Source organism: Bifidobacterium panos (assembly GCF_012932445.1).
GTDB lineage: Bacteria > Actinomycetota > Actinomycetes > Actinomycetales > Bifidobacteriaceae > Bifidobacterium > Bifidobacterium panos.
Map to the genome: position 1 here is coordinate 151,345 of NZ_JAAIIJ010000002.1, position 22,330 is coordinate 173,674.

Genomic DNA, 22,330 nt, shown 5'->3' on the forward strand with positions numbered 1-22,330 from the left:
TCAAGATCGCAACTCCTCCCTCCGGCCGCGAGGAAAGGCGACCAATACATACAACAGGCACACCGCGGCGAGCGCGACCAGCCAAGTCACGCGCCACACACTGGATTGCGCCGCGCGCTGACGTTCGGTGTTCACGGCCACGTCATTGCTTTGCGATGCGTTGAGACGATAATAGGTGCCCGTCGCATTGGTGACGACGGATTGGGTGCCGTCGCAAGCAGCGACGTTCGTCGACAGCTGATCGGCGGAACCGCCTTGGACGACGAAGACTCCGACGAACCCGAGCTGAACAAGCGAAGTGATCGCTTCATTGTCTGTGTTCGAGAGCAGACGGGCGGCGAGCTGCCCGATCTGCTGCTCCGTATCGTCATACTGCCCGGACGCCACAGACGCCCGCCAGGCGGGGGAACTATCGATGAGATCACCCACCGAGGTGCGCATGACGGCATATGAGACGTTCGTATGCGAATCCGCTTGCAACGCAAGTACGCGCTGATCGGGATGGCTGCTCAGGGCATCCATCGCCACCATCGGCAATCCCCCATTGCTCACGGCAACGGTTCCCTTGCGCTGGATGCCGTAGCCCGAACAAAAGACCACACCTGCAGCCAGAATAATCGCCAGCGCAATGCGCCCAGCCACAGCCAACCCCTGAACCACGGTTTTCGTCCCGGCCGAACGCATCGCGGCGACGCGGCGCACGGCTCTTCCAGCCACAAGGCAGACGCATGACATGCCGCCCAGCAGGGCCAGCGCCAAACCAGGCAACACCGATCCGGCAAGAGAGCCATCGGCATCAGGCGCGATGGCCACGCGAGACGACACGATGCTCAATGCCACGCCGGAGAGCAACACCACCCACATCATGCGTGAGACGCGCAATGCGAACGGCGCCACCAAGGCCATCACAGCCAACAGCAGCACTGCGGCCAGCACAATCTTGCAGCCCAACACCCATATGTCGGACGACGTGCCGAAACCGAAAGCCCGGTTAAGCACATCGTCAAGATTGAGCGAGGACGGCGAACCGTTGACCTCAGCCAGCGGCGTGGTCATATCACCGAACAGCTGCCTCCACTGCCCCTGCGGGGCGAAACGCAACGCATTGACCAGCGTGGGGGCGCACGCCAAAGCGGCCGGAACCGGCATGAGCAACAGCATGGCGCGGTGACGGGGCACGAACAACAGGAAAATCAGAAAAATCAGTACCAGCGGCAACAGCAGCTGAGGCTCCGCGGCGACGACGGGAACGAAGCACAGCGAAGCGGCGGCGGAAGCCTGCACACCAGCGCGAGGGCGAATCGGATCCTCCGTGTGATACAGCCCCACCGCACGGAAAGTGAACGCGAAGGCCGCGGGCAGAAACACCATCACCGTCAGCATCGGCAGATTCGCCGTGGCATACAGCCCCAGCGCAAGGCCGAGGGCGAACCACAGCAGGCCTGTGAACACGCGCACCACATCGGAACGGGTGAAGATTCCAGCCAGCGCCCAGAACGCGAGGGCGCTCATCGGAGCGGCGGCGAAGAACATCAATCCCGAAGCCGCCGACACATGGCCGCCCGTGAGCAGCGAGGCCAGCAGCAACACCCACAGCCAGGGAGCGGGCGCGGCGGAAACCCCTGTGCCGATGCCCCAAACCCATTGCGTGCTGGCAGCCTGCGCCAACTGTTTGAGGGTGGCACCGCTGGCAAGCCACTGGGCGGAATACAGCGAGCCGCCCGCCCACAAGCCGCGAAGCTGCGGCCAATACAGCACAGCCACCGCAGCGAAGGCCGCGATGCCCATCAGCACCGCAAAAGCCCAACGCCGAATGGCACGCATACGCAGATGGGAACGCACCAGCGGGCTGAGCAACACGGTGTTCCGTTGGCTGCGCAACGCGCGCACGCGATCACGCCACTGGGCGATCTGGCCGCGATTGGCCGTTATCAGACTCAGCTGGGCCGACGAAATCTTCGACTGTTTCGATTGTTTCGCCACCGTCGAGCGCGCCGACACCGCGCCGGAAATCGAAGCCAGCGCTCGCCAAGGCATGCACAGCTCGCACCATGCCTCATACGGCTGTTTTTTCACCAAACGCGACAGCGCCAAACCGATGGCGGCGACAAGCGACAACAGCCACATCAGCGGCCAGCGCAGGCGCGCAACATCCGTATATCGATAGCGTTGCCAAGCGTCGAATACGCCCAGCGCATTGTTGACGGGGTTGCCTTCGTCCACAGCCTCGCCCAAACGGGTGCGCACCCCCTCGAATCTGGCGCGACGATGCGCGATGCGGGCTCGCGCAACCACCACCACTCGCCCGCCGCCGCGGCAGATGCGTCGGCACAGATCGACCGATTCGGTATAGGAGGTAAACCAACCGTTGATGCCACCGACATTGCGCAATGTCGCGATCGACACCAACGCGCCCGCAGGAGAGACCGAAAACACATCGGCGCGCGAATCGTATTGCTCCTGATCGGGTTCGCCGTCGACGACCAGCGTGGCGACGCGATGCCGATACGCATACGCGCCAACGTCGTGCAGCCTCTCGCCTTCCCAATCAAGCTGCTTGGCACCAAGCAACGAGGCTCCCGGCGTATTGCGCCGCGCCTCCAGCAGCTCCTCAAGGCATGACTCGTCGGCTGGACGGGAGTCGTCATGCAGCAGCCACAGGCCGCTTATCGACAGGTCCAGATGTGCAGCATCGATCGCCTTGCCAACGGCTTCGCCGAATGAGCGCGCCCTGTTGACGGGCAACACCCGCACATCGACTCTCTGCGCTTCGGGAACACGCTCCATGGGAGCCGCGGAGGTGGGTATTACCTCAAATGAGGTTTGGAACGCTGACCTCCCGCTGCAATCCGCAATCACGATGGTGCCAGGTAACACGTTCTGTCTCAACAGCGAGGACAACGTGGCTGGCAAAAACCGCATGTCACTTTCCACAGTGACCACCGCCGCCACGGATTGCTCCACGAACTGGCAGTGAGAATACGGACGAGCGAACAACGCGTCAGCCAATATCTGACGCACGCCGCTCTGTTCGGCCAAATCGCGGTTCAAGCCTGCTCCTTGCGCATCTTCTTGTAGCGGCGACGCTCCCTTTCGCTCATGCCACCCCAGATGCCGAATCGTTCATCATGATCGACGGCCCAATTGAGACACTGCTCACGCACCTCGCATTGCGCGCATACGCGTTTCGCGTCGCGAGTGGAGCCGCCCTTCTCAGGGAAAAAGGCTTCCGGATCAGTCTGGGAGCACAGCGCCTTCTGCTGCCACGAGACATCTCCGTCCGGCGAGAACAGTCCCCATAGCCCGTCGGACGGCTCTTCGACGGAATCATCGACGACGCCCCACATATGCGCTTCTCCTTGTCTGACCGGCACAATATCCAATCAATAATTACACACATGTGATTTCGCTTTTGTCAAGCTCCCCCGTGTCGTTACCCCTTATTTCTACGCATATGTGTTAGTACCTCATGAAAATTCCGTAGCCGATAGCCGCACCCGGCTTTCTTTTCAACTGTATGCCGTACAATCAAAACGTTTGACCCCCACAGGAAGGTTTGTCAGCGTGAAACGAGCCAAGCCCGACATCCCTAACATCAATGGCTGGAACGATGCTGCGCCGCGCCATAGCACGGCGTTCCGCGTCCAACATCGGGTGCGCAATGCGATAGCGCTCACCTTGGTGGCAATTCTGGCTTTCGCCGGCACCGCGGCAGGCGCGACTCTGCTTGACATCAATGGTGCCATTGCCAACGGCGCCATCGGCGTTATCGCGCAGAAGGGTCAGAGCGATCAGACACAGATCATTGACCCGAACGCCGGCAAACCGATTGAATTCGTGGTGATCGGCCAAGATACGCGCGAAGGTGCGAGCAATGCGGCTGTCGGCGGAGACGGCGCCGAATTGGAGGCAAACCACAACGCCGACACCACCATCGTGGTGCAGATCGCCGCGGATCGTAAATACGTCTCCATGATGTCCATTCCGCGCGACTCGCTGGTCAGCGTCCCCAGTTGCAACACCAGTCGCGGCACGATGAGCGCCCAATACAACGTGATGTTCAATTCGATCTTCGCCAATGCCTACCAGCTCGGCGGAGACCTCTCCTCCGCGGCCAGCTGCACGGTGAATGCTGTGAATTCGCTGACGGGGCTCGATATCCAAAACTTCATCGTCGTGGACTTCGGAGGGCTGCAATCCATGATCGATGCAATCGGCGGCGTCGAACTGTGTATCCCGGCCGATGTGCAGGATGCGTATTCAGGCATCGACCTGACCAAGGGACGTCACCAGCTCGACGGCATGACGGCCACGCAATATGCCCGCATGCGCTATGGTGCCGGAGACGGTTCGGACGTCCAGCGCACCACACGTCAGCAATATCTCATCAAACAGCTGTTCAGACAGGCGCTCAACAAGGATCTGCTCACCCAATCCGGGCAGCTCTACCAGTTGGCGAAAGCCGCATTGAAATCGTTCAATATCTCCAAGGGGCTGGCGAACACCTCCACGCTCGCCGGTCTTGCGATGAGTCTGAAGGATCTCGACGTGTCGCATTTGTATGCCCGCACCGTGCCGGTCACGCAGTCGCCCAGCGACCCGAACCGCGTGGTGTGGACGTCCGACGCGGATGATCTGTGGGCCAAGATGAGGTCGGGAGAGCCGATCGTGGATCAGAGCGAGAGCTCCGTTTCCACGCAGGATGGCCAGCAGGACAGCCAATCGTCTTCCGACGAGAGCACCGATCAGTCCACAACCGACATCTCGGATGGCACCAAGGTCGCAGACGGTGTGTTGAAAGACGGCACGGGCCAATATATCGACGAGGCCTCCGGCGGCATCATCGACGAGGAAACCGGCATCATCTCCGACCCCACCACGCATCAGACCATGGGGATATCCGAGCAATATCTCAACAATGTGGCCTGCCCGGTGAACTGACGGCTGATCCCTGCAACGCCGATAACACCCCCTCATGTGCTGGAAATGAGAAAAAACAGGCGTTGATGCCCTCCCATGCGCTGTTGTATGCAACAGTGGCATAGGTTTTGTAACGCACAGGAGGCGGCATGGCGCAGGAAAACGAGGGTATGGATCCGCGGGATACTCCTCCCAGTTTCGTTCCCGCCGGAAAACGAAGCCGGCAGGCCTCCGATTCCGCGGTTCCGCCGAGCTTCACGCCGTCCCCCCGTCGCCGCACGAATGGCGCGGGCGCATCATCGCAGCCTGCCAGCATCACACCATCGACCCGCAGCGCCGGCGCGACGCCGCAAAGTTTCACGCCGCCGAGTTCTCGGCAGGCACGCAGTTCCACCAACAGTTCCGTCAACAAATCCGCCAACAAGGCGATGCCCTCAAGACCAGTCATGGCCAGGGGGACCGCTCCCCTGGCTTCCCCCACCGCACCGCGGCAGACGATGGCCGACAAGAGGAAGCGCATAGTGCGCGGATTGCTCATAGCCATCGCCGCCCTTCTCATCGCGGCGATCGCCGCAGTATTCTGCACTTGGAACTGGGTGGACGAGCGACTGAACAAGGAAAGCGGCTGGCTGACCGATAAAGCCAAGACCTCGGCCACGTCCTGGCTGATTCTCGGCTCGGACGAACGCGACGGCACGACCGGCGGTGCCGCCGAGGACACGCCGGGCTTCCGCACCGACACGATTCTGGTGCTGACCAAGCCGAAGAACGGCTCCAGCTCCCTGATCTCCATCCCCCGCGATTCGCTGGTCCAAGAAGACGACGAATACATGAAGCTCAATGCCGTGGCCGAGTTACGAAGCAACCAGCAGTTGGTGGGTGTCGTGGAGCGGATCACCGGGCAGAAAATCAACCACATCGCCAAAATCAAGTTCGGCGGATTGCAGCAGGTGGTCGATGCCCTCGACGGAGTCGATCTGTGCTACGACGAGACGGTGGACGACGAGTATTCGGGACTGAACTGGCAGGCCGGTTGCCATGTTGCGGATGGCGCGACGGCGCTGGCGTTCTCCCGCATGCGATATTCCGATGCGCAGGGGGATTTCGGACGTGCGGCGCGTCAACGGCAGGTCATCAGCGCAATCGTCTCCAAAGCCTCCTCCAAAGAGGTGATGGGCAACCTCGCGAAGGTGAAGAAAGTGGCCGAGGCTTCACTGAGCGCCGTCACGGTGGATGACGACACCTCGCCGGCCACACTGATTGGAATGGCTCTGTCCTTCAAAAACGCCACCGGCAAGGATGGCATCACCGGCAGCGTCTATTGGACGGACCCCGATTATCAGGGGGCCGGCATCGGCTCGACGGTTCTGCTGGACGACAACCGCAACAAGCAACTGTTCAGCGAACTGACGGCGGGGACGCATGCCGCCGGCACCGTTGGCACGCTCGCCGAAAACAGTCAATAGCAATTATTGATGGAATCGTGAAGATTGCCGAGGGCTTCGACCACATTGCCCCGTTCGGCTTGCCTGCGCGCATGAGCCTGTCACACACTGGAAGGCATGAAGCAACGACGCCTTGAACGATTGACGATTCTCTCGATGGCGGCCCCCGTGGCCGGCCAATGCGTGATGCTGGCCATGCTGCTCATCTTGCGCCAATGGATGTTCGCCGCCATGATGGTTCCTTCGCTCATCGGCTGTCTCGCCTCGCTGGCGTTGACCTTGCCCCGGAGTGCGCGTGAAACGAAAACCGACGCACCAGTGACGGCACAGTTGCAATCGCATACACCCATCGACGACGCAACGCGCTTCGACCGCTTCGATTGCACCAATCTGGAGCATCTGATGAAGATGGACGACGACCCGCTCCCCTGGCGCACGGTGACGCGCAATTGGCTTCAATCGCCTTGCCTGAGCGTGCCCATCGGCATGGGGGCGCACGGCATGGTCCACCTTGATCTGGCCAAGCAGGGGCCGCACGCGCTGGTGGCGGGCACCACCGGCTCGGGCAAATCGGTGCTGCTGCAAAGCTGGTGCCTGGCCCTTGCCTGCCACAACCCACCGGAACGTCTGCAATTCGTCTTTCTTGATTTCAAAGGGGGATCGGCCTTTCGTCCGCTGGAGCGTCTGCCTCACTGCGTGGGCAATGTGTGTGACCTCGACCTGAAGCACGCCGTGCGCGCGTTGCACGCCCTCGAAAGCGAACTGCGCCGCCGCGAGCAACTCGTCGCAACCAGCCAAGCGCAGGATATCGACACAATGCCGGACGCCCCGCCGCGGCTGGTGGTGGTCATCGACGAGTTCCACGCCTTGCGTGACCAGTTGCCCGATCTGGTGAACCGCATTGTGCGCATTGCCTCGTTGGGGCGATCCTTGGGCATGCATGTCATTGCCTGCACCCAGCATCCGGTCGGGCAGGTGTCGGGCGAGATGAAGGCGAATATGACGTTGGGACTGTGCCTGCGAGTGCGCGACGCGATGCAGTCGATGGAGATCATCGGCTCGGGCAAGGCGGCCAATATTCCGCCGTCTCTGCCCGGCGTGGTGTACTGCAACGACGGCGAGGACACCCAAGCTTGGCGTTGCGCCACGACACGGCATATTTCCCGTCTCGTCGACGCGACGGTGTTCGCGGCACGTTACTTTGGCTCGGTGCCCGCCCCCGCTCTGTTTTCGCCGCCGCTGCCACGGCTGGTGAAGCGACTGCCGCCGACCCCATCCGCCAACGGCATTCCCTTTGCGCTGGCCGACAACGGCGTGACGCTTGGGGTGGCGCAACTGCCCGTCGCCCAAGGCAATATCGGCATCATCGGTCAGCACGGACGCGGCAAAACCACGCTGTTAAGCGAATTGGCAAAACGGCTGATGGAGCAACCGAATCCCGTCCCCGTGCGTTGGACGAGCCGCGAGACGGATGGATTCCACACGCGCGACATGATGGATATATATGGAGACGATCAGCCAACCAACTGCGCGCAGCCGCGAATATGGCTGATCGACGACGCGGATCCCCTATTCGACCCCTTCGGCACGGACCCGCTGTGCGAGCAACTGCGCCAAGCTCTGGCCGACCACAGCATCAGCGTGGTATTCGCCGTGGAAAGCAGCCGCCATGTGCGCATTCCCGAGCACTGCGCGGTGCGCGTGGTGTTCCCGACCTCGGAGCAGGCCACCGATCAAATGAATGGCATCCCGGGCGACATCTGGGCTTCGTTCGATGCGAACGACATGACGATGCCGGGACGTGCAGTGCTTATCGACCATGCCCGCGCGATGCCGATTCAGTGCGCATATGGGCACGCTTCGTGAAGTCTCCTCCATTTCTTTGCCAAAAAGTCTTGAAAAACGTCGGGGAACGTGCTTATCTGTTAAGCAGACACATTTTAGCCGAGAGGATAAAGAGATGAGCAGTGCTTTTGATTGGCGAGCCAGGGCCGCATGCCGCGACAAGGATCCCGAACTGTTCTTTCCCGTCGGCAACACCGGCGCCGCCTATCAGCAGATCGAGGAGGCCAAGGCCGTGTGTCGCACCTGCAAAGTGATTGACGCATGTCTCAAGTGCGCGCTCGACACGAATCAGGATTACGGTGTGTGGGGCGGCCTGAGCGAGGACGAGCGTCGCCAGCTCAAGCGCAAGGCCATGCGCCTGCGTCGATCCCAAGCCATGCAGATGCAAATCTGACGGCGTTATTCCTTAATTCTTAAGTCCACGCAAACGGCGTATCGGCATATCGACATAACGACATATCAGCATGTCGGCATGTCGACATATCCGTCGACACTATTCACTATTCGGGCTGGGCGGCACGCAGCGTCATATCGAGCACGACGCGCGTGCCGCCTTCGCGTCGAGGCTCCCATCTGACGCGCCCGCCGAAATCGTTGGTCACGAAGGTATTGATGATCTGCGTGCCCAAGCCGGAGCCGGAGGAACGCGCCATCCCCCCATTCTCTTCGGCATCGAGGCCGGCACCGTCGTCTTCCACAACCACGTTGAGGCTGGAACCGGAACGACCGGCCGAAATGGTGATATGGCCATCCCCTCGCCCCTCGAACCCGTGCTCGATGGAGTTCGTGATCAGCTCGGTGAGCACCAATGACAGCGGCGTGGCGTCCTGGGCGGGCATCATGCCGAACTTGCCGAGAAAGTTGATGTCGATGTGTTGATCGCGCATCGTGGCCAAGTCCACGGCCATCTTGAGCAGGTCAGCGATCACCTTGTCAAAATCGACGATTTCATCGGCCGTCTGACTTAAGCCCTCGTGCACCATCGCGATGGTCTGCACGCGACGCTGCGCCTCCTTGAGCTCCTTCTTGACTTCGTCCGACTCGGTCTTGCGCGCCTGAAGACGCAACAACGCCGACACCGCCTGCAGGTTGTTCTTCACACGATGATGAATCTCCGAAATCGCGGCGTCCTTGGTTTGCAGCTCACGATCCCGGCGGCGCAGCTCGGTGACGTCACGGCACAGCACGATACTGCCGATGCGTCCGTTCACGTCGCACAACGGCAATGAACGAACCGAAACCGTGGAACGATTGGTGCTGATTTCCGAATCGACCGCCGCCTTGCCGCTCAAGACGAGCGGCAACTGTTCATCGACCTGATCGTCGGTGTGCAGCAAATCGACGCCGAGCTCACTGAGGTAGTGCCCTTGCATGGTGGTGAGCAGGCCGAGCCGACGGAAGCAACTGATGGCGTTCGGCGAAGCGTAGCGCACCACGCCGTCCATGGTCAGGATGATGAAACCGTCCGACACACGCGCGATATGACGCTGGCTCATCACCGCGTCGGAATAGGGGAATTGCCCGCGCGGAATCATCTCATACAGCCGCTTGCCCGCGTTGATGCTTTCCGTCTCGTAGCGGCCGTTCGATTCGCGGGTGGCCATATCGGTCTCGCGTATGACCAGCCCCAGCGTCTTGCCGTTGTGCCGCACCGGCGCGTACACATTGCACACCGTGGCCTTGCCGACGTCGCGCAACACAGTGGAGCGGAACACCGTGTCGGAGTGCATGGCCACGTCCAGTTCGCCGGCCATGTCGTCGGGCATGACCTTGCCCACCATGTCTTCGATGCGCAGGGTCATCACCGTGGAGGGGCGGCATTGCTCGGCCACGACGTAACGCCCGTTGCCGTCCTGCATGATGAGCAGCAAATCGGCGAAACTTAAATCGGCCACCACCTGCCAGTCGGCGACGAGGTGGTGCAGCCATTCCCTGTCCCTGTCGTCAAGGTCGGGGCGGGTCGCGAGTATTTCGGAAAAATCGGCCATGCCCACCATCATAAGGCTTCCGATTGTCCATATGGATATTCGGCAGCGTCACAGCCGTGTTTCATTTGACTTTCCAGTAACCTACGGTATCGTAGGTTACGGTTGCGTAACCACTATGAAAGGAACGCCATGACCGACAACAGCGATGGTATCCGCAAGCAAGCGGCACTGGCACGCGAACAGGCTTTGAAAACCAAAGCGGACACGGTGCGCAGCCGTGCTCAGCTCAAAGCCGAAGACGTACGCCTCAAAGCCGAGGCGAAAGCCGAGCGCATTGTCGCCAAGGCCACAATCAAAGCAGCGAAGATCGAGGGCGTGACCTTAGAGCAGATGGAGCGCAAAATCCGCCTCGACGTGCACGGGCGCCCCAAGCCGGCCATGCGCGGATGGATTCACCTCGTCGCTTCCCCCCTGTCGCTGGCCGCCGGCATCGTGCTGATCTGTCTGGCCCGCGGCGCGGGGCTCAAATGGGCGTGCGCTGTGTTCATGGTCAGCTCGCTGGTGCTGTTCACCAATTCGGCGGCCTACCACTTGGGCGATTGGAGCCCTGGCACCACCGACGTGCTGCGCCGCATCGACCATGTGAACATCTTTCTGCTCATCGCCGGCACCTACACGCCGGTGTCGTTCGCGCTCGATGCTTTCTGGCGCGATGTCATCATCATTTCGATGTGGGTATGCACAGCCGTTGCGATCATCATTCATGTCATCTGGATCAACGCACCACGCTGGCTCTATACAGCGGTCTATATCATCTTCGGCATCTACGGTCTGGCTTATATGGTGCTGTTCTGGAACTCCCCCGTCGCTGGTGCCCCCGTGGTGGTGTTGCTGTGTTCCGGCGGCGCTTGCTATATCGCGGGGGCCATCGTCTACGCCCTGCGCAAGCCCGACCCCTGGCCCAGGGTATTCGGCTTCCATGAGATCTTCCATTGCGGCACCGTCGCCGGATATGCCTGCCACATGGTAGCGATCTACATTGTGATCGTCAATCTGTGGACGGCTTCGCCAGTGGGCTGATCGGCCGGCTTACAAAAGACAGACATACGAAAAGCAGACATACGAAAAACGGCCTGAAGCAACGTTCCCCAAAAAGGTGCGTTGCTTCAGGCCGTTCGCAAAGGCCGCTCCAGCCTTCAGGCGCTCAGCGGCTTGGATTGCTTGATAACCACCGAAATCTCACGGCCATTGGGTGCCTGATAGCTCACGGTGTCGCCGACCGAAGCGCCGTAGATGGCGGCTCCGATCGGAGATTCGGGGCTGATGATCTCATGGTCGGTTGCAACGGCCAGGTCGCGCGCACCCAGCACGTACACCTTCTCGCGACCGTTGATGTCCAGCGTAACCAGCGAGCCGTCGCCCACTTTGCCCTCGGGCGGAGCGGTGAGAATCTTGGCGTTGCGCAGCTTGACGGTGAGTTCGTCGATGCGCCCCTGATTGACGCGCTGCGCCTCGCGAGCCGCATGATAGCCACCGTTCTCGCTCAAATCGCCTTCCGCGCGCGCCGCGGACACCTTGGCGAGAATCTCGTCACGGTATTCGCCTTCGCGCCATTTCAGCTCCTCGGTCATCTTGTTATATGCTTCCTGCGTGAGCAGGATGGTCTTTTCCTCGGCCATGATGGCTCCTTTTCCAATTGGAAAGCGCCGGTTCCCGACCGACGCTTGAAGTTCGAATGATAAGCGATGTTTCAGCGTGTGGAAATAATATCTATCACAAACACCAAGGTGTCATCTCCCGCGATACCGGCCTGTGGTACACCCCTGCTGCCGTAACCGTATTCCGGGGGAATGGAAACAACGAGACGGGAACCGACGTTATGCCCCGGCACCGTCTGATCCCAGCCCTTGATGACTTGGCCGACGCCAATGCCGAAGCTGGCGGGCTGATGGCGATCGAAACTGGAATCGAACGGCTCTTCGCCGCCCCACACCACGCCATGGTAATTCACGGTGACGGTGTCGCCACGACGCACCATCGGTCCGTCGCCTTCCACCAATTCGACGGCTTTGAGCCCCTTCGGCGCCTCATCGGCGGGAAACTCGATGGTCGGACGATCGCCGAACTCGGCGTTCACTGCGGGCATCTGATCTGCCATGTCAACCTCCTGTCTGCACGCAATGCGCTCCAGAATATCACCATTCGCGCCGTTACGGCAGATTGCGCGCGAAAACCTAACGATACAGCGCCGAGAACACCATAACCATGACGACGATGCCAATCACGGCCAGCACAATCTGAATGCCCAGCAGAGTGAACGCGAGGGTTTTCCTTGCAGCGAGCGCCGGCGAATAAATCTTCGCCAGCGCAAAGGCGAGAAAGCCGAATATCGCATAATTGACGGCGAGCGCGATAACGTTGCCGTTTGAGAGCACCGTGCCGTTGAGTCTCTGGTCGAGCGAGTTCATCAGCGTCGTCATCACGAGGACGCCCCACACCGCGTAGCCGATCAGCCCGATCACCCCGTAAGCCAACGGCTTGAAACGCTCGCGCATGCGCCCGGTATAGGCTTCGGCGCACCACAGCAGGGCGAAACCGACAACATAGGTAAACGCCACGGCAATGAGCGTCACCATGCCCATCCACGGCAGCAGAGCGACCACGCGGCCGATCATCGTCAGATAGAAACCGCAACAGCAGATGGCTCCGACGCCCAGCACCGTGCCGATGATGATGGCTTGGGCGAGCATGGTCGGCACGTTTGCTTCGCTGTCCCTATCCACTTGGGTCCATTTGGAGGTCATGTCGCTCCTTATACGTTTGCGTATGTCGTCATGTCAACAATCGTGAGACAGACTACGCGGCCTTTGTTTCATGCAACCCTCGGACAGTGCGGCGCCCGTCGGCTGGCTTCGCGCATGCTGGCGTCGGGCGAACAGACTCCTCAAAGCAGGAATGCCATATATGCCGGCAAACAAACAACCCCCTCCTTTTCGACAAAATTCTTCGTGTGAATGACATACGATTTTCCAATTCTTTGATGGTAGATCTCCGCAAATTTGTTCAGTGATGTCGTCGTGTACCGCTTCGTAGATTTAACCTCAATCGGGAAGATCTTTGGCTTGGTCTTGCTTCCATTGGAAATGATGAAGTCGATTTCGATATCGGCACGATGTTTTGCCTCATTGTACTTAGTGTAAAAAAACAGCGAATAGCCGTTACAAGCAAGGCTTTGGGCAATCACGTTCTCAAACAGCATCCCCTCGTTTATCGATAAATTGTCGCGCAGTATCTGTCTGTAAAGCTCACCATCTGCGATTTCATTTTCGCTAAAAGCATGGCTGACAAGCAGCCCCGTGTCACCCATGTAGCATTTGATGCTTGTTCGCTCTTCATTCAAGGAAAGACCGACATTCGGGTCATTGCAGTTGAAGCATTCGTTTGCAATCATCGAATCGCCAAGCCAGTAGAAAGTGTCCTGATACATCGGATAAGTCGAGTTCTTCTGTATGTTCGATAAACGCACCCGCTTTTCGTGCTGGGAGAGAAAAGACGGAATCTGCTCAAAAATCGACGACACCTTTGCCCGGTATTTAGCGTCGATTTTGGAAATATCGTTTTTGTAAAGGGTCAGGATGTCTCTTTTTTCCTCATCGGCAGCGATAAACGACCTGCCGTTGTCAACATATTGTGAAACGACTTTAGGCATGCCTCCAACCAGCATGTATTGCTTGAACAGCAGCATTGCTTTGTGGTGAAGCCCTTCTTCAAGAGGCTTTTTATCCTCAAAACATTGCTTTATGTATTCGATCATGGTCTTTTCGCCCAATGCCCAGCAGAACTCTTCGAAATCCATCGGGTACATTTTTATTCCCCGCTCTTCCGAGGGAATGGTTATGTCTTTGACGTTTTCCTTTATCGATATGAGCGAGCCTGTTTCAATGTAGTCAAACCTGCCATCCTTCACGAGTTTTTTGATGGATTGACGGGCTTTGGGAAATTGTTGGACTTCGTCAAAGATGATGACTGATTCGTTGGGGTGCAGAGGAGTGTTGTATTCCGTGCCCAGAATCATGAAGAAGGTATCCAAGTCGCCCAAGTGGCTATTGAAGGCGTTGCGGACGGTGTCGCTGGCATCGTTGAAATCAATCAGAATGTAGCTTCTGTATTCATTTTTTGCAAACTCTTCGGCTATGGTTGATTTGCCAATTCGTCTCGCGCCCTCGATCATTAAGGCTTTTTCGTGACTCGCCCTATCCTTCCAGTCCAAAAGCTTTGAGTAGATTTTCCTTTTGAAGGGCCGATCGGTTTTTGCCCCGGAGGTTTTCGCAGCTCTGGAATCATCTGACTTTAGGAAAGTTTTCGTACCCATGTTCTCGATCCCTTTTCGTTGGAACAACAGGAGTTAGCTGGTGTTTGCCGGTTCCACTATACATAAACCATATATAAAGCGCAATGAATTTTGCGGCAATAACTATACAATGCGCGGAGTTAATTTTGCCTGATTGCTATATAAAACGCAGAGTTAATTTGCACGCAGAACTATACAATGCGCACTTTATTCAGATTTCGCAGGATCGAGGAGAACCACTGACGCACAGCGCGGTTGAACTGCACCCCGTTTGTTGGGCTGGGGAAATTCGGGCCAATGATTGAAGGTGCGTTCGTTCGTATGAGGAATCAAGTGAGGCGTTACGATGAGGGGTTCCGTCAGGAGGCGTTGGGGCTCGTCAGGACGACCGACCCTTTTCGGTTATTGTCATTTCGAGCGAGGCCACCCCGGTTATTGTCATTTCGACCGAACGCAGCGAGCGGAGAAATCTTGCTTTGCGGAGTTATGGCGTTACCCGAAAGATTTCTCCACTCCGGCCTGATGGCCTCCGGTCGAAATGACAAAGAGGGCTAGGCCCCGCTGCTACGAAGAACTCACAGGGCTCTTCGTAACAGCGGGGGCCCGGGCAAAGCCCGGCCCTTACGGGCGACGGACGCCCAGGGCGTCGGCCAGGGCGTTGGCGGTGGCCGCGCTCACAGCCGCGGATCCACCGACAACGTAGGCCGTGCTCACCTTGCCCTTGAAACCCTTCGAGTAGGACACCGCGGGGCCCTTGGCATCGGACACCAACAGCACCGGGGCCTTGTTGCGGCCGGCCAATGGACCGGAGACGAGCGCGTCGGGATAATCGTCGCCGCGCGCGTACACCACGCCGTTCATGCCCAGGCCGTTGCTCTGCGTCCACTTGGCCAAAGCCACGCTCGTCTCGTAACGCGTCTGGCCGGCCAGACGAATCACACCCGGCAAACCGGACACGTGCCTGTCGGGCACAGCGTTCACACCACCGACCACAATCACACGCTCGAACCTGGCCAGCGCGGTGCGCTGCGCGGCGGTCAAACCGGCGTCCGGATCGCACAGGAACACCGGCACCTCGCTCGCATACGCATACGAACTCACACTCAACGCATCCGCATAACCCGCACCCGACGCCACAATCGCGGTATCATAATCGCCCCGGCCCCTCCAGCCGCCGAGCTCGTACAACAAGTACGACGTGTCATAACGGGTCTCGCCGCCCTGACGCTCCACCGTTCTCACGTACGACTTCAACTGCGACTCCACGTTCCCGGACACCGCGTTCACACCACCCACGATAATGACCTTAAACGGATTCAAACGCTTGATCTGCGCGACGGCCTGCGAAGACAGGGCATTCGGATCAGTCAACACAATCGGAGCATCCAACACGCCAGACAAACCGGAAGCGGACAGGGCGTCGGGGTAGTTCGCGCCACTGGCCACAATCACCGTGCCCGCCGTGTCCGGGTACGCCTGGGAGACGACCTTGCCCATCGTGTCATACCGCGTATCGCCCGACAGACGGGTCAACCGGCCGGCCTCACTCGCCGGCCTGAACGCCGTATACGTCCCGGCACGCTTCGACGGGATATTCGCCGTCGCATACTCGACACCCGAGCTCGCATCACGCCACAAGGGGGAAACATTCACATACCCCGCCCGCGACGCCGAAGCATCAGGCGAACCAAGACCGCAATCGGAAAGACTCAAAGTGACCCCCGCACCCAAACGCAACTCCACAAGCTTGGAAACACCCTCAAACATGTAGAGCGTGTTGGTACTGCCCCTCACCTTCGACGTGTTCCAGTTCGACAGGTCCAACCCGGTCAACGACGAACAACCCTGGAACATGCTGTACATGTTCGTCACGTTCGACGTGTTCCAGTTCGACAGGTCCAACCCGGTCAACGACGAACAACCCGCGAACATGGCCTCCATGTTGTACACGTTCGACGTGTCTATCCGATCGAGGCCCTTGATGGAAACAAGCCCGCTGAAGCGGGAAGCCAGCCCCGAGAACAGGCGGTCCGACTCGATCGGGAATTTGGGGTACACACCGTCAGCGCCGTACACCACGTCATACATGCCGGAAGCCTCGGCGCTCGCGGTCGCGCAGCCAGTCACGGATCCTTCAGGCCGGCCGGCATCCCAGCATTTCGTACCCGTGGGCTTGCTGTTCTTCAACGTGATCGTGCGGACCTTGGCCTTGTCGATGCCGGAACCAAGGATAACGCCTTCCCTGGGGCGGCCGTCCCTATCGGTGGCCACGCGCAGTGTGGGATCCGTCCCGGCGGCTTGGGCGGGGATGGCGCCCGCGGGACACAGCACGGCCATCAGGGCCATGGCCAGCAGGCCCGCCAGCAACCTTGCAAGCGCCCCGCGGCGCACGGGCCGCGCCTTAGTTGCTACACTTCTCATCATTTCAAACTCCTCTCGATAATTCCGCCCGCACTTCCTCGAGCAAGCGGAAAACCTTAACACCCCAACCCCGAGCAGGGATGGGGGACACGACCCCACGCAACAGGGAACAACCACAAACAAACCGCCACACGGAGACGCTTAGCGCCAAAAATACTCCCCCCCCCAACAAAGCTGCCCTTTTTCAGGGTCCACATCAGGTCCACATCACACACATCAGAGCGCACTGGGCTGCTCGTCAACCCCCGTCGTTAATCGCCGCGTCCAAAACGAGCGCAACGGTTAAGGCGCACGCGGGCACAAAAATGTGGCGTTCTTCACTTATGGCGTTATAACGGCGTTTTCGCGCTGCACAGTTGCTAGGCTTCACTCTCAGACGCAAACCAACTTTACTTAAAACTAATTCGCGTCGACAAGAGCACGGGGTACACCCGTGACCCGAAGTCCACACGAACTGCCTTGGGCGGATAGAGGAGGGAACACCATGAAACACAAACTGCGTTGTTTGCTGGGCGCGCTGATCACGCTCAGTCTGATGCTCGGCGTGGGAGCGGCGAGCACCGTAGCGTATAGCGCGGATGCCGGTTCCGATGCATCGCAATATTTCCATCCGACCATCACCACCGAATCGGATTACGTTGCCAACCTCCAGTATGCATCATTCAATGTGAAATACACCATCGACCACGGCAAGATAAATGCCGGCGATTACATCGACGTCACCGTGCCGGATACCTTGAAAGACGTGTCGCTGTCGTACAGCTCCCTGCTGTTCTCCGGCAAGCAGGACTTGGGGCAGGGCAAATACAGGCTCATCTTCAATGAGAAGGCCATCAACGGCATCTCGGGATCGTTCTCCATCTCCGCGTTCGGCAATAACGACACCTACGCGGCGACAACCGCCACTGTCACCGTGGGCAATGCCTCCAAAACTATCACGGTGGGTGCCGGACGCCACGACACCGGGCCGACGAAGGAGTATCGCGCAATCGTCAAATGGGCGCATGACGGTCAAGGGTACCAGCAAGATACCTCGGAAACTGGCGTATACAATCCCGATCAAGACGTGACCATCAACTATGCCATTGCGGTGAATCCGCGACTTTCCCAGATACAAGACGTCACGGTGACCGACTCCGTCCCCGAGGCGGCAACGGTCGTCCCCTCTTCCATTCGCATTCTGACCGTCAACCCGGATAATACAGGTGGCCCTGAACTCTCCCAGGAGGAAGTCGCCAAAATCTCCACGGTGAACGGTAATGATCTCTCCTTCAACTTCAGCAACATGCTGGACGGCACGAAGTATTACCGCGTGCAATACTCGGTAACCATCCCCAAGGGAACCAAGGCCGCCATTAAGAACACCGCCAAGATCGAATACGGCTCCTCCGCGATCAAGGATGTGGAAGCCTCCACTTTCACAGTCAAGCCCATGTCCGGATACAGCGCCTCGCTGGGCTACAAGAGCGTCGACAAGACCAAAGTCACCAATGATCCCAGCGACCAGACCGTGACCTATACGATTTCGTTCGAGAATGATCAGGAGTTCGCTGCGGGCGAGATCAACCTTACGGACGAGCTTGATTCCGATGTCACGTATATGGATTCCTATGGCTCCGACTACTTCTCGCTGAGCTACGACCAAGCCACCAATGCCGTGCACATCACCAACAAGAAGGCGATCCCGGCCTCCATGAAGCAGGACGTCACCATCGTGACGGATTTCAGCAAGGTGAAGGTGGGGCAGACCGTCTCCAACACCGTTGGCGGCAACACCGTCAAAACCAAGAAGGCTGACGGCTCGCTGACGCTGACCGCCCGCAAGAGCGTTGACGGCGAAGCTCCCGGCAACCGCACCTTCGACTTCGAGCTGCTGGATGAGAGCGGCAAGATTCTGCAGACGAAGCAGAACGGCGAAGACGGAACCATCTCCTTCGACCAGATTGACTACGGCGAGGGTGACAGCGGCAAGACGTTCATTTACACCGTGCGTGAGTCGACGAATCAGAAGCTCAACGGCTATACGCTCGATAATTCCGTCTATACGGTGACGGTGACCCCGATTGACGAGGACAACGACCTACAGTTCGAATGCATACCGACGATTACCAAGAACGACTCGGTTGTTGACGCCATCTCCTTCAACAACACCACCGTCAAAACTGAGGTGGCCGTGAGCAAGAAGTGGGTCGGCAAGGCTTCGGACAAGGCAGTGATCGATCTGCTCGCCAACGGCGAGGAGACCGGCAAGAGCGTGACTTTGAGCGCCGACAACGACTGGAAGGGCGCTTTCGCGGACTTGGCTGAATACGACGATGATGGCGCCAAGATCGCCTACACCGTGAAGGAACGGGCCATCGAGGGGTATTCCTCGAAGGTGTCGGGCGATGCCGAGAGCGGCTTCGTCGTGACCAATACGTTGGTGGAGGACAGTTCACCCGATGAGGATAAGCCTGCGGACGAGCCGTCTGACACGGACAAGCCGTCCGATACGGACGAACCGTCTGACACGGACGAACCGTCTGACACGGACGAACCGTCCGATACCGACAAGCCGTCCGACACAGACGAACCGTCCGATACCGACAAGCCGTCCGACACAGACGAACCGTCCGATACCGACAAGCCCTCCAATACAGACGAACCGTCCGATACCGACAAGCCCTCCAATACAGACGAACCGTCCGATACGGACAAGTCATCCAGCACGACCAAGCCCGAGTCCACGGCCAAGTCCACGACCAAGTCGTCTGCCGATACAGGCAAGTCCGAGAGCACCTTGGCTGAGACCGGAAGCACCATCGCGTGGATTGCGGCGATAAGCCTGCTGTGCGTCATTGCGGGAATGGCCGCCGTGATCATCATCCGTCGCACCAAGAAGCACTGATAATGACTCGTCGCCCATCTCCTTAACACGGTGATGTGACGACACCCTGATTGGCCTTGCGTCCCCCTCGCAAGGCCAATCTTTTATTTTGCCCACATTTTGCCCGCATTTTGCCCGCATTGTTTCGAGGAACGTGGGGAAAATGCAAGCAATCAGCGGAAAATAAGGCAAGGCAAACCCCAGAAAACAAAGAGAAAACCCACTGTTTCCAGTGGGTGCGAAATGTGCCTCCGACGGGACTCGAACCCGTAAGCCGAAGCGGCTGATTTTAAGTCAGCTGCGTATACCAATTTCGCCACGGAGGCTTGCGGCCGGCACAACCAGCCGATTGCCATTGTACGTTATCAAGAGGTCAAGAGACGACGACCGTAATCGAGCACGATGCCGTCAAGCAGACCGTGTTCGCTGGCCACGAACGAATCAATACCCTCACCATGATCAGCCTGAGCGGCCTGACTGACCTTGGCCAGCACACGATTCCACACCACAGCACCGCCGCCCACTACGTCGACGCGCCCGGGGTGGATGGTTTTGTATGTGCGGCGTTCGGCGCGGCTCATGCGCAGGAACTTGTCATCCACTGCGTACGCCTCGCTCACGGGCAGGCGATATCCGTCGACGGCCCGGTGGTCGTATTCGGTCAATCCCAATGCCAGCGCGGTCATCGTGGTCACGGTGCCGGACACGCCGATGATTGTGCGTGCGCGCCCAGCCGGAACCGTGCGGAACGCCTCGTCGATGTGCGCGTCGATGTCCTCGATGGCACGCGCGATTTCATCTTCGGTAGGCGGGTCGGTTTTTAAATGACGTTCGGTCATGCGCACGGAGCCGACGTTCATTGAAAACGCGGCCTGCACCTGCCCGGCGGGGGCGTTCTGCCCATCGCCACCAAGCACCAGTTCGGTCGACCCACCGCCAAGATCGACCACCAGATAGGGGGGTTTCAAAGCGCTGCGGTCGACCACGCTGGTCGCGCCAAGAAAGCTCAAATCCGCCTCTTCGGCGCCGTCGATGACCTCGGGGCGCACGCCGAGAATGCTCTCGATGCCGCTCTCGAATTCCTCGCGGTTCTCGGCGTCACGGGTGGCGGAAGTGGCCACGAAGCGCAAATCATCCACTGGGTGCTGTGCAAGAATGTCGGCAAACTCGCGCGCCGCAGCGTAGGCGCGTTCAAGCGCTTCGTCGGCGAAACGGTGGGTTTTGTCCACACCCTGCCCGAGGCGAATCACACGCAACTGACGCGGCACAATCTCACTCATGCCCTGCTCGTCGACGCGAGCCACTTTCAATCGGATGGAATTGGTGCCGCAATCGATGCCGGCGACGGTGACTGCTTTGCTCATTGCCTCTCGTCCTCTTCGCTTTGTTCCGGCTCACTTTGCTCCGGCCAGTCCACACTACAACGACAGAGCGTGGGGCTGAACTCGTCTTTCACCCGTTCAAGCACCATATCGCCAATTGGGTTCGTGCCCGACCCCATCACCAGCGACTGCGCGACCAGCGCATGCAGACACTTGACGCGAGTGGGCATTCCACCGGCGGACGTGCCCTCGATATGCTCCTCGCTGTCCCCCAGTTGCGCGGCCACGGCGTGACGGAACTCAAGATAAAGCTGATGCGCGCGCTCATAAGCCGCTTTCGTTTCGGCATCGTTCTCGACCAATGCGCCATATTCGCGCATCGTGCCCTCCGCTTCGACATGCGAAGCCGCCTTCACCGCCTCGGGGCTGGTCAGATAGCAGGTGGTGGGAAACGGCACGCCGCCCGGCAGCAAGGGCCTCGTGACGACGGCGAGTGGACGCCCGCATGCGCAACGGGCACCGACCGCAACCATGCCGCGCGGATATCTGCCCAACTGACGTTCCACAATGGCGATATCGCGCGCATCGAGCGGTGAGGCGAGAAGGTGTTGGGCCAGCTGGATGGGATCGGTCACTGCTTGTTCTCCTGATTGCTTTCCTGCTTGTCGTCTTGTGTATCGCTCTGTTGCTGATCGGCTGAATCGGTTTGCTTGTCATCCTCCTGATCGGCTTCTTTGAAGGAGTATGACAGTTCGCTGTACCACGGCAGCTGTTTCGATTGGGTTGAAGACCCCGAGCTGCTCTCCTGCTGTTCCGCTTCCTCGCCAGTGACGGCTTGCGGGTTGAGCACATGCACGGACTGCTCGCCGGGGAACACGAAACCGAGACGGTCGCGGGCCTGCGCTGCCACATAAGACGTATCGTCCCAACGGGAGATGTCGTTCTCCAGCTCCTGTTTCTGGGCGATCAGAGCGGCTTCCTGGCGCTTGAGACTATTGAGATGAGACAAATCGGCCGCATAGACGTTGAGCGTGGAAACAAGCTGAATGACGCCGACTGCAACGATGAACAGGGATACGAAAAACGCGATCGGCCCCGAATTAATGGAACGCTTGGGTGGAGTCTTCTCCTCTCCGCGAGTTGCTTTGCGATCCCGTGTGCTCATGCTCACCAAACTACCCGTCACGTTCGACGGACTCACGCAGCAAAGCAACGTAAAGCAACATAAAGCA

17 protein-coding genes and 1 tRNA gene are annotated in these 22,330 nt (G+C 59.1%); 6 read left to right on the forward strand and 12 right to left on the reverse strand.

The genetic code is table 11. From position 1 onward, the window contains the following. Entirely contained in the window at positions 1–3,051 is a 3,051-nt protein-coding gene (locus G1C94_RS00760) for a glycosyltransferase family 2 protein (protein WP_172143763.1), read from the reverse strand. Continuing rightward, the gene (locus G1C94_RS00765) at positions 3,048–3,347 is read right to left on the reverse strand and encodes a WhiB family transcriptional regulator (RefSeq protein WP_172143765.1); all 300 of its coding nucleotides are present in this window, start codon (positions 3,345–3,347) and stop codon (positions 3,048–3,050) included. Before G1C94_RS00765 ends, G1C94_RS00760 begins: the two co-directional genes overlap by 4 nt. 217 nt (positions 3,348–3,564) lie before the next feature. Here G1C94_RS00765 and G1C94_RS00770 point away from each other — a divergent pair, with 217 nt between their 5' ends. From G1C94_RS00770 to G1C94_RS00785, 4 genes are all read left to right on the forward strand, one after another. Continuing rightward, complete coding sequence (locus G1C94_RS00770; protein WP_335341191.1) at positions 3,565–4,941, forward strand: LCP family protein; 1,377 nt, start codon at positions 3,565–3,567, stop codon at positions 4,939–4,941. 128 nt (positions 4,942–5,069) lie between these two features. After that, on the forward strand, positions 5,070–6,386 hold the full coding sequence (locus G1C94_RS00775) for an LCP family protein (RefSeq protein WP_172143767.1): 1,317 nt from the start codon (positions 5,070–5,072) through the stop codon (positions 6,384–6,386). A 96-nt stretch (positions 6,387–6,482) separates the two neighbouring features. Next, positions 6,483–8,231, forward strand: a complete 1,749-nt coding sequence (locus tag G1C94_RS00780; protein WP_253902245.1) for an FtsK/SpoIIIE domain-containing protein — start codon at positions 6,483–6,485, stop codon at positions 8,229–8,231. A 94-nt stretch (positions 8,232–8,325) separates the two neighbouring features. Beyond that, the gene (locus G1C94_RS00785; RefSeq protein ID WP_172143769.1) at positions 8,326–8,604 is read left to right on the forward strand and encodes a WhiB family transcriptional regulator; all 279 of its coding nucleotides are present in this window, start codon (positions 8,326–8,328) and stop codon (positions 8,602–8,604) included. 106 nt (positions 8,605–8,710) lie between these two features. On the opposite strand, the gene G1C94_RS00790 is transcribed toward G1C94_RS00785, so the two are convergent. Then, complete coding sequence (locus G1C94_RS00790; protein ID WP_172143771.1) at positions 8,711–10,198, reverse strand: sensor histidine kinase; 1,488 nt, start codon at positions 10,196–10,198, stop codon at positions 8,711–8,713. Positions 10,199–10,327: 129 nt separating this feature from the next. Here G1C94_RS00790 and trhA point away from each other — a divergent pair, with 129 nt between their 5' ends. Next, positions 10,328–11,218, forward strand: coding sequence for a PAQR family membrane homeostasis protein TrhA (trhA, locus tag G1C94_RS00795; RefSeq protein ID WP_172143773.1), 891 nt, complete (start codon positions 10,328–10,330; stop codon positions 11,216–11,218). A 116-nt stretch (positions 11,219–11,334) separates the two neighbouring features. On the opposite strand, the gene G1C94_RS00800 is transcribed toward trhA, so the two are convergent. From G1C94_RS00800 to G1C94_RS00820, 5 genes are all read right to left on the reverse strand, one after another. Further along, positions 11,335–11,817, reverse strand: a complete 483-nt coding sequence (locus G1C94_RS00800) for a GreA/GreB family elongation factor (RefSeq protein WP_172143775.1) — start codon at positions 11,815–11,817, stop codon at positions 11,335–11,337. 71 nt (positions 11,818–11,888) lie between these two features. Next, entirely contained in the window at positions 11,889–12,296 is a 408-nt protein-coding gene (locus tag G1C94_RS00805) for an FKBP-type peptidyl-prolyl cis-trans isomerase (RefSeq protein ID WP_172143777.1), read from the reverse strand. Positions 12,297–12,372: 76 nt separating this feature from the next. After that, positions 12,373–12,942, reverse strand: coding sequence for a cadmium transporter (locus G1C94_RS00810; protein ID WP_172143779.1), 570 nt, complete (start codon positions 12,940–12,942; stop codon positions 12,373–12,375). A 140-nt stretch (positions 12,943–13,082) separates the two neighbouring features. Continuing rightward, positions 13,083–14,510, reverse strand: a complete 1,428-nt coding sequence (locus tag G1C94_RS00815; protein WP_172143781.1) for an ATP-binding protein — start codon at positions 14,508–14,510, stop codon at positions 13,083–13,085. Positions 14,511–15,110: 600 nt separating this feature from the next. Then, the gene (locus G1C94_RS00820; RefSeq protein WP_172143782.1) at positions 15,111–16,913 is read right to left on the reverse strand and encodes a cell wall-binding repeat-containing protein; all 1,803 of its coding nucleotides are present in this window, start codon (positions 16,911–16,913) and stop codon (positions 15,111–15,113) included. 481 nt (positions 16,914–17,394) lie between these two features. Here G1C94_RS00820 and G1C94_RS00825 point away from each other — a divergent pair, with 481 nt between their 5' ends. Then, the gene (locus G1C94_RS00825; RefSeq protein WP_172143783.1) at positions 17,395–19,797 is read left to right on the forward strand and encodes a Cna B-type domain-containing protein; all 2,403 of its coding nucleotides are present in this window, start codon (positions 17,395–17,397) and stop codon (positions 19,795–19,797) included. A 225-nt stretch (positions 19,798–20,022) separates the two neighbouring features. Here the strand turns inward: G1C94_RS00825 and G1C94_RS00830 are convergent. From G1C94_RS00830 to G1C94_RS00845, 4 genes are all read right to left on the reverse strand, one after another. Further along, positions 20,023–20,102: transfer RNA gene (locus G1C94_RS00830), tRNA-Leu, on the reverse strand. A gap of 39 nt (positions 20,103–20,141) precedes the next feature. After that, positions 20,142–21,140, reverse strand: a complete 999-nt coding sequence (locus G1C94_RS00835; RefSeq protein ID WP_172143785.1) for a Ppx/GppA phosphatase family protein — start codon at positions 21,138–21,140, stop codon at positions 20,142–20,144. Beyond that, on the reverse strand, positions 21,137–21,733 hold the full coding sequence (locus G1C94_RS00840; protein ID WP_417852135.1) for a DUF501 domain-containing protein: 597 nt from the start codon (positions 21,731–21,733) through the stop codon (positions 21,137–21,139). The genes G1C94_RS00835 and G1C94_RS00840 overlap by 4 nt, the downstream gene beginning before the upstream one ends. Next, positions 21,730–22,263, reverse strand: a complete 534-nt coding sequence (locus G1C94_RS00845; protein ID WP_172143787.1) for an FtsB family cell division protein — start codon at positions 22,261–22,263, stop codon at positions 21,730–21,732. Before G1C94_RS00845 ends, G1C94_RS00840 begins: the two co-directional genes overlap by 4 nt. Positions 22,264–22,330 lie beyond the last annotated feature (67 nt).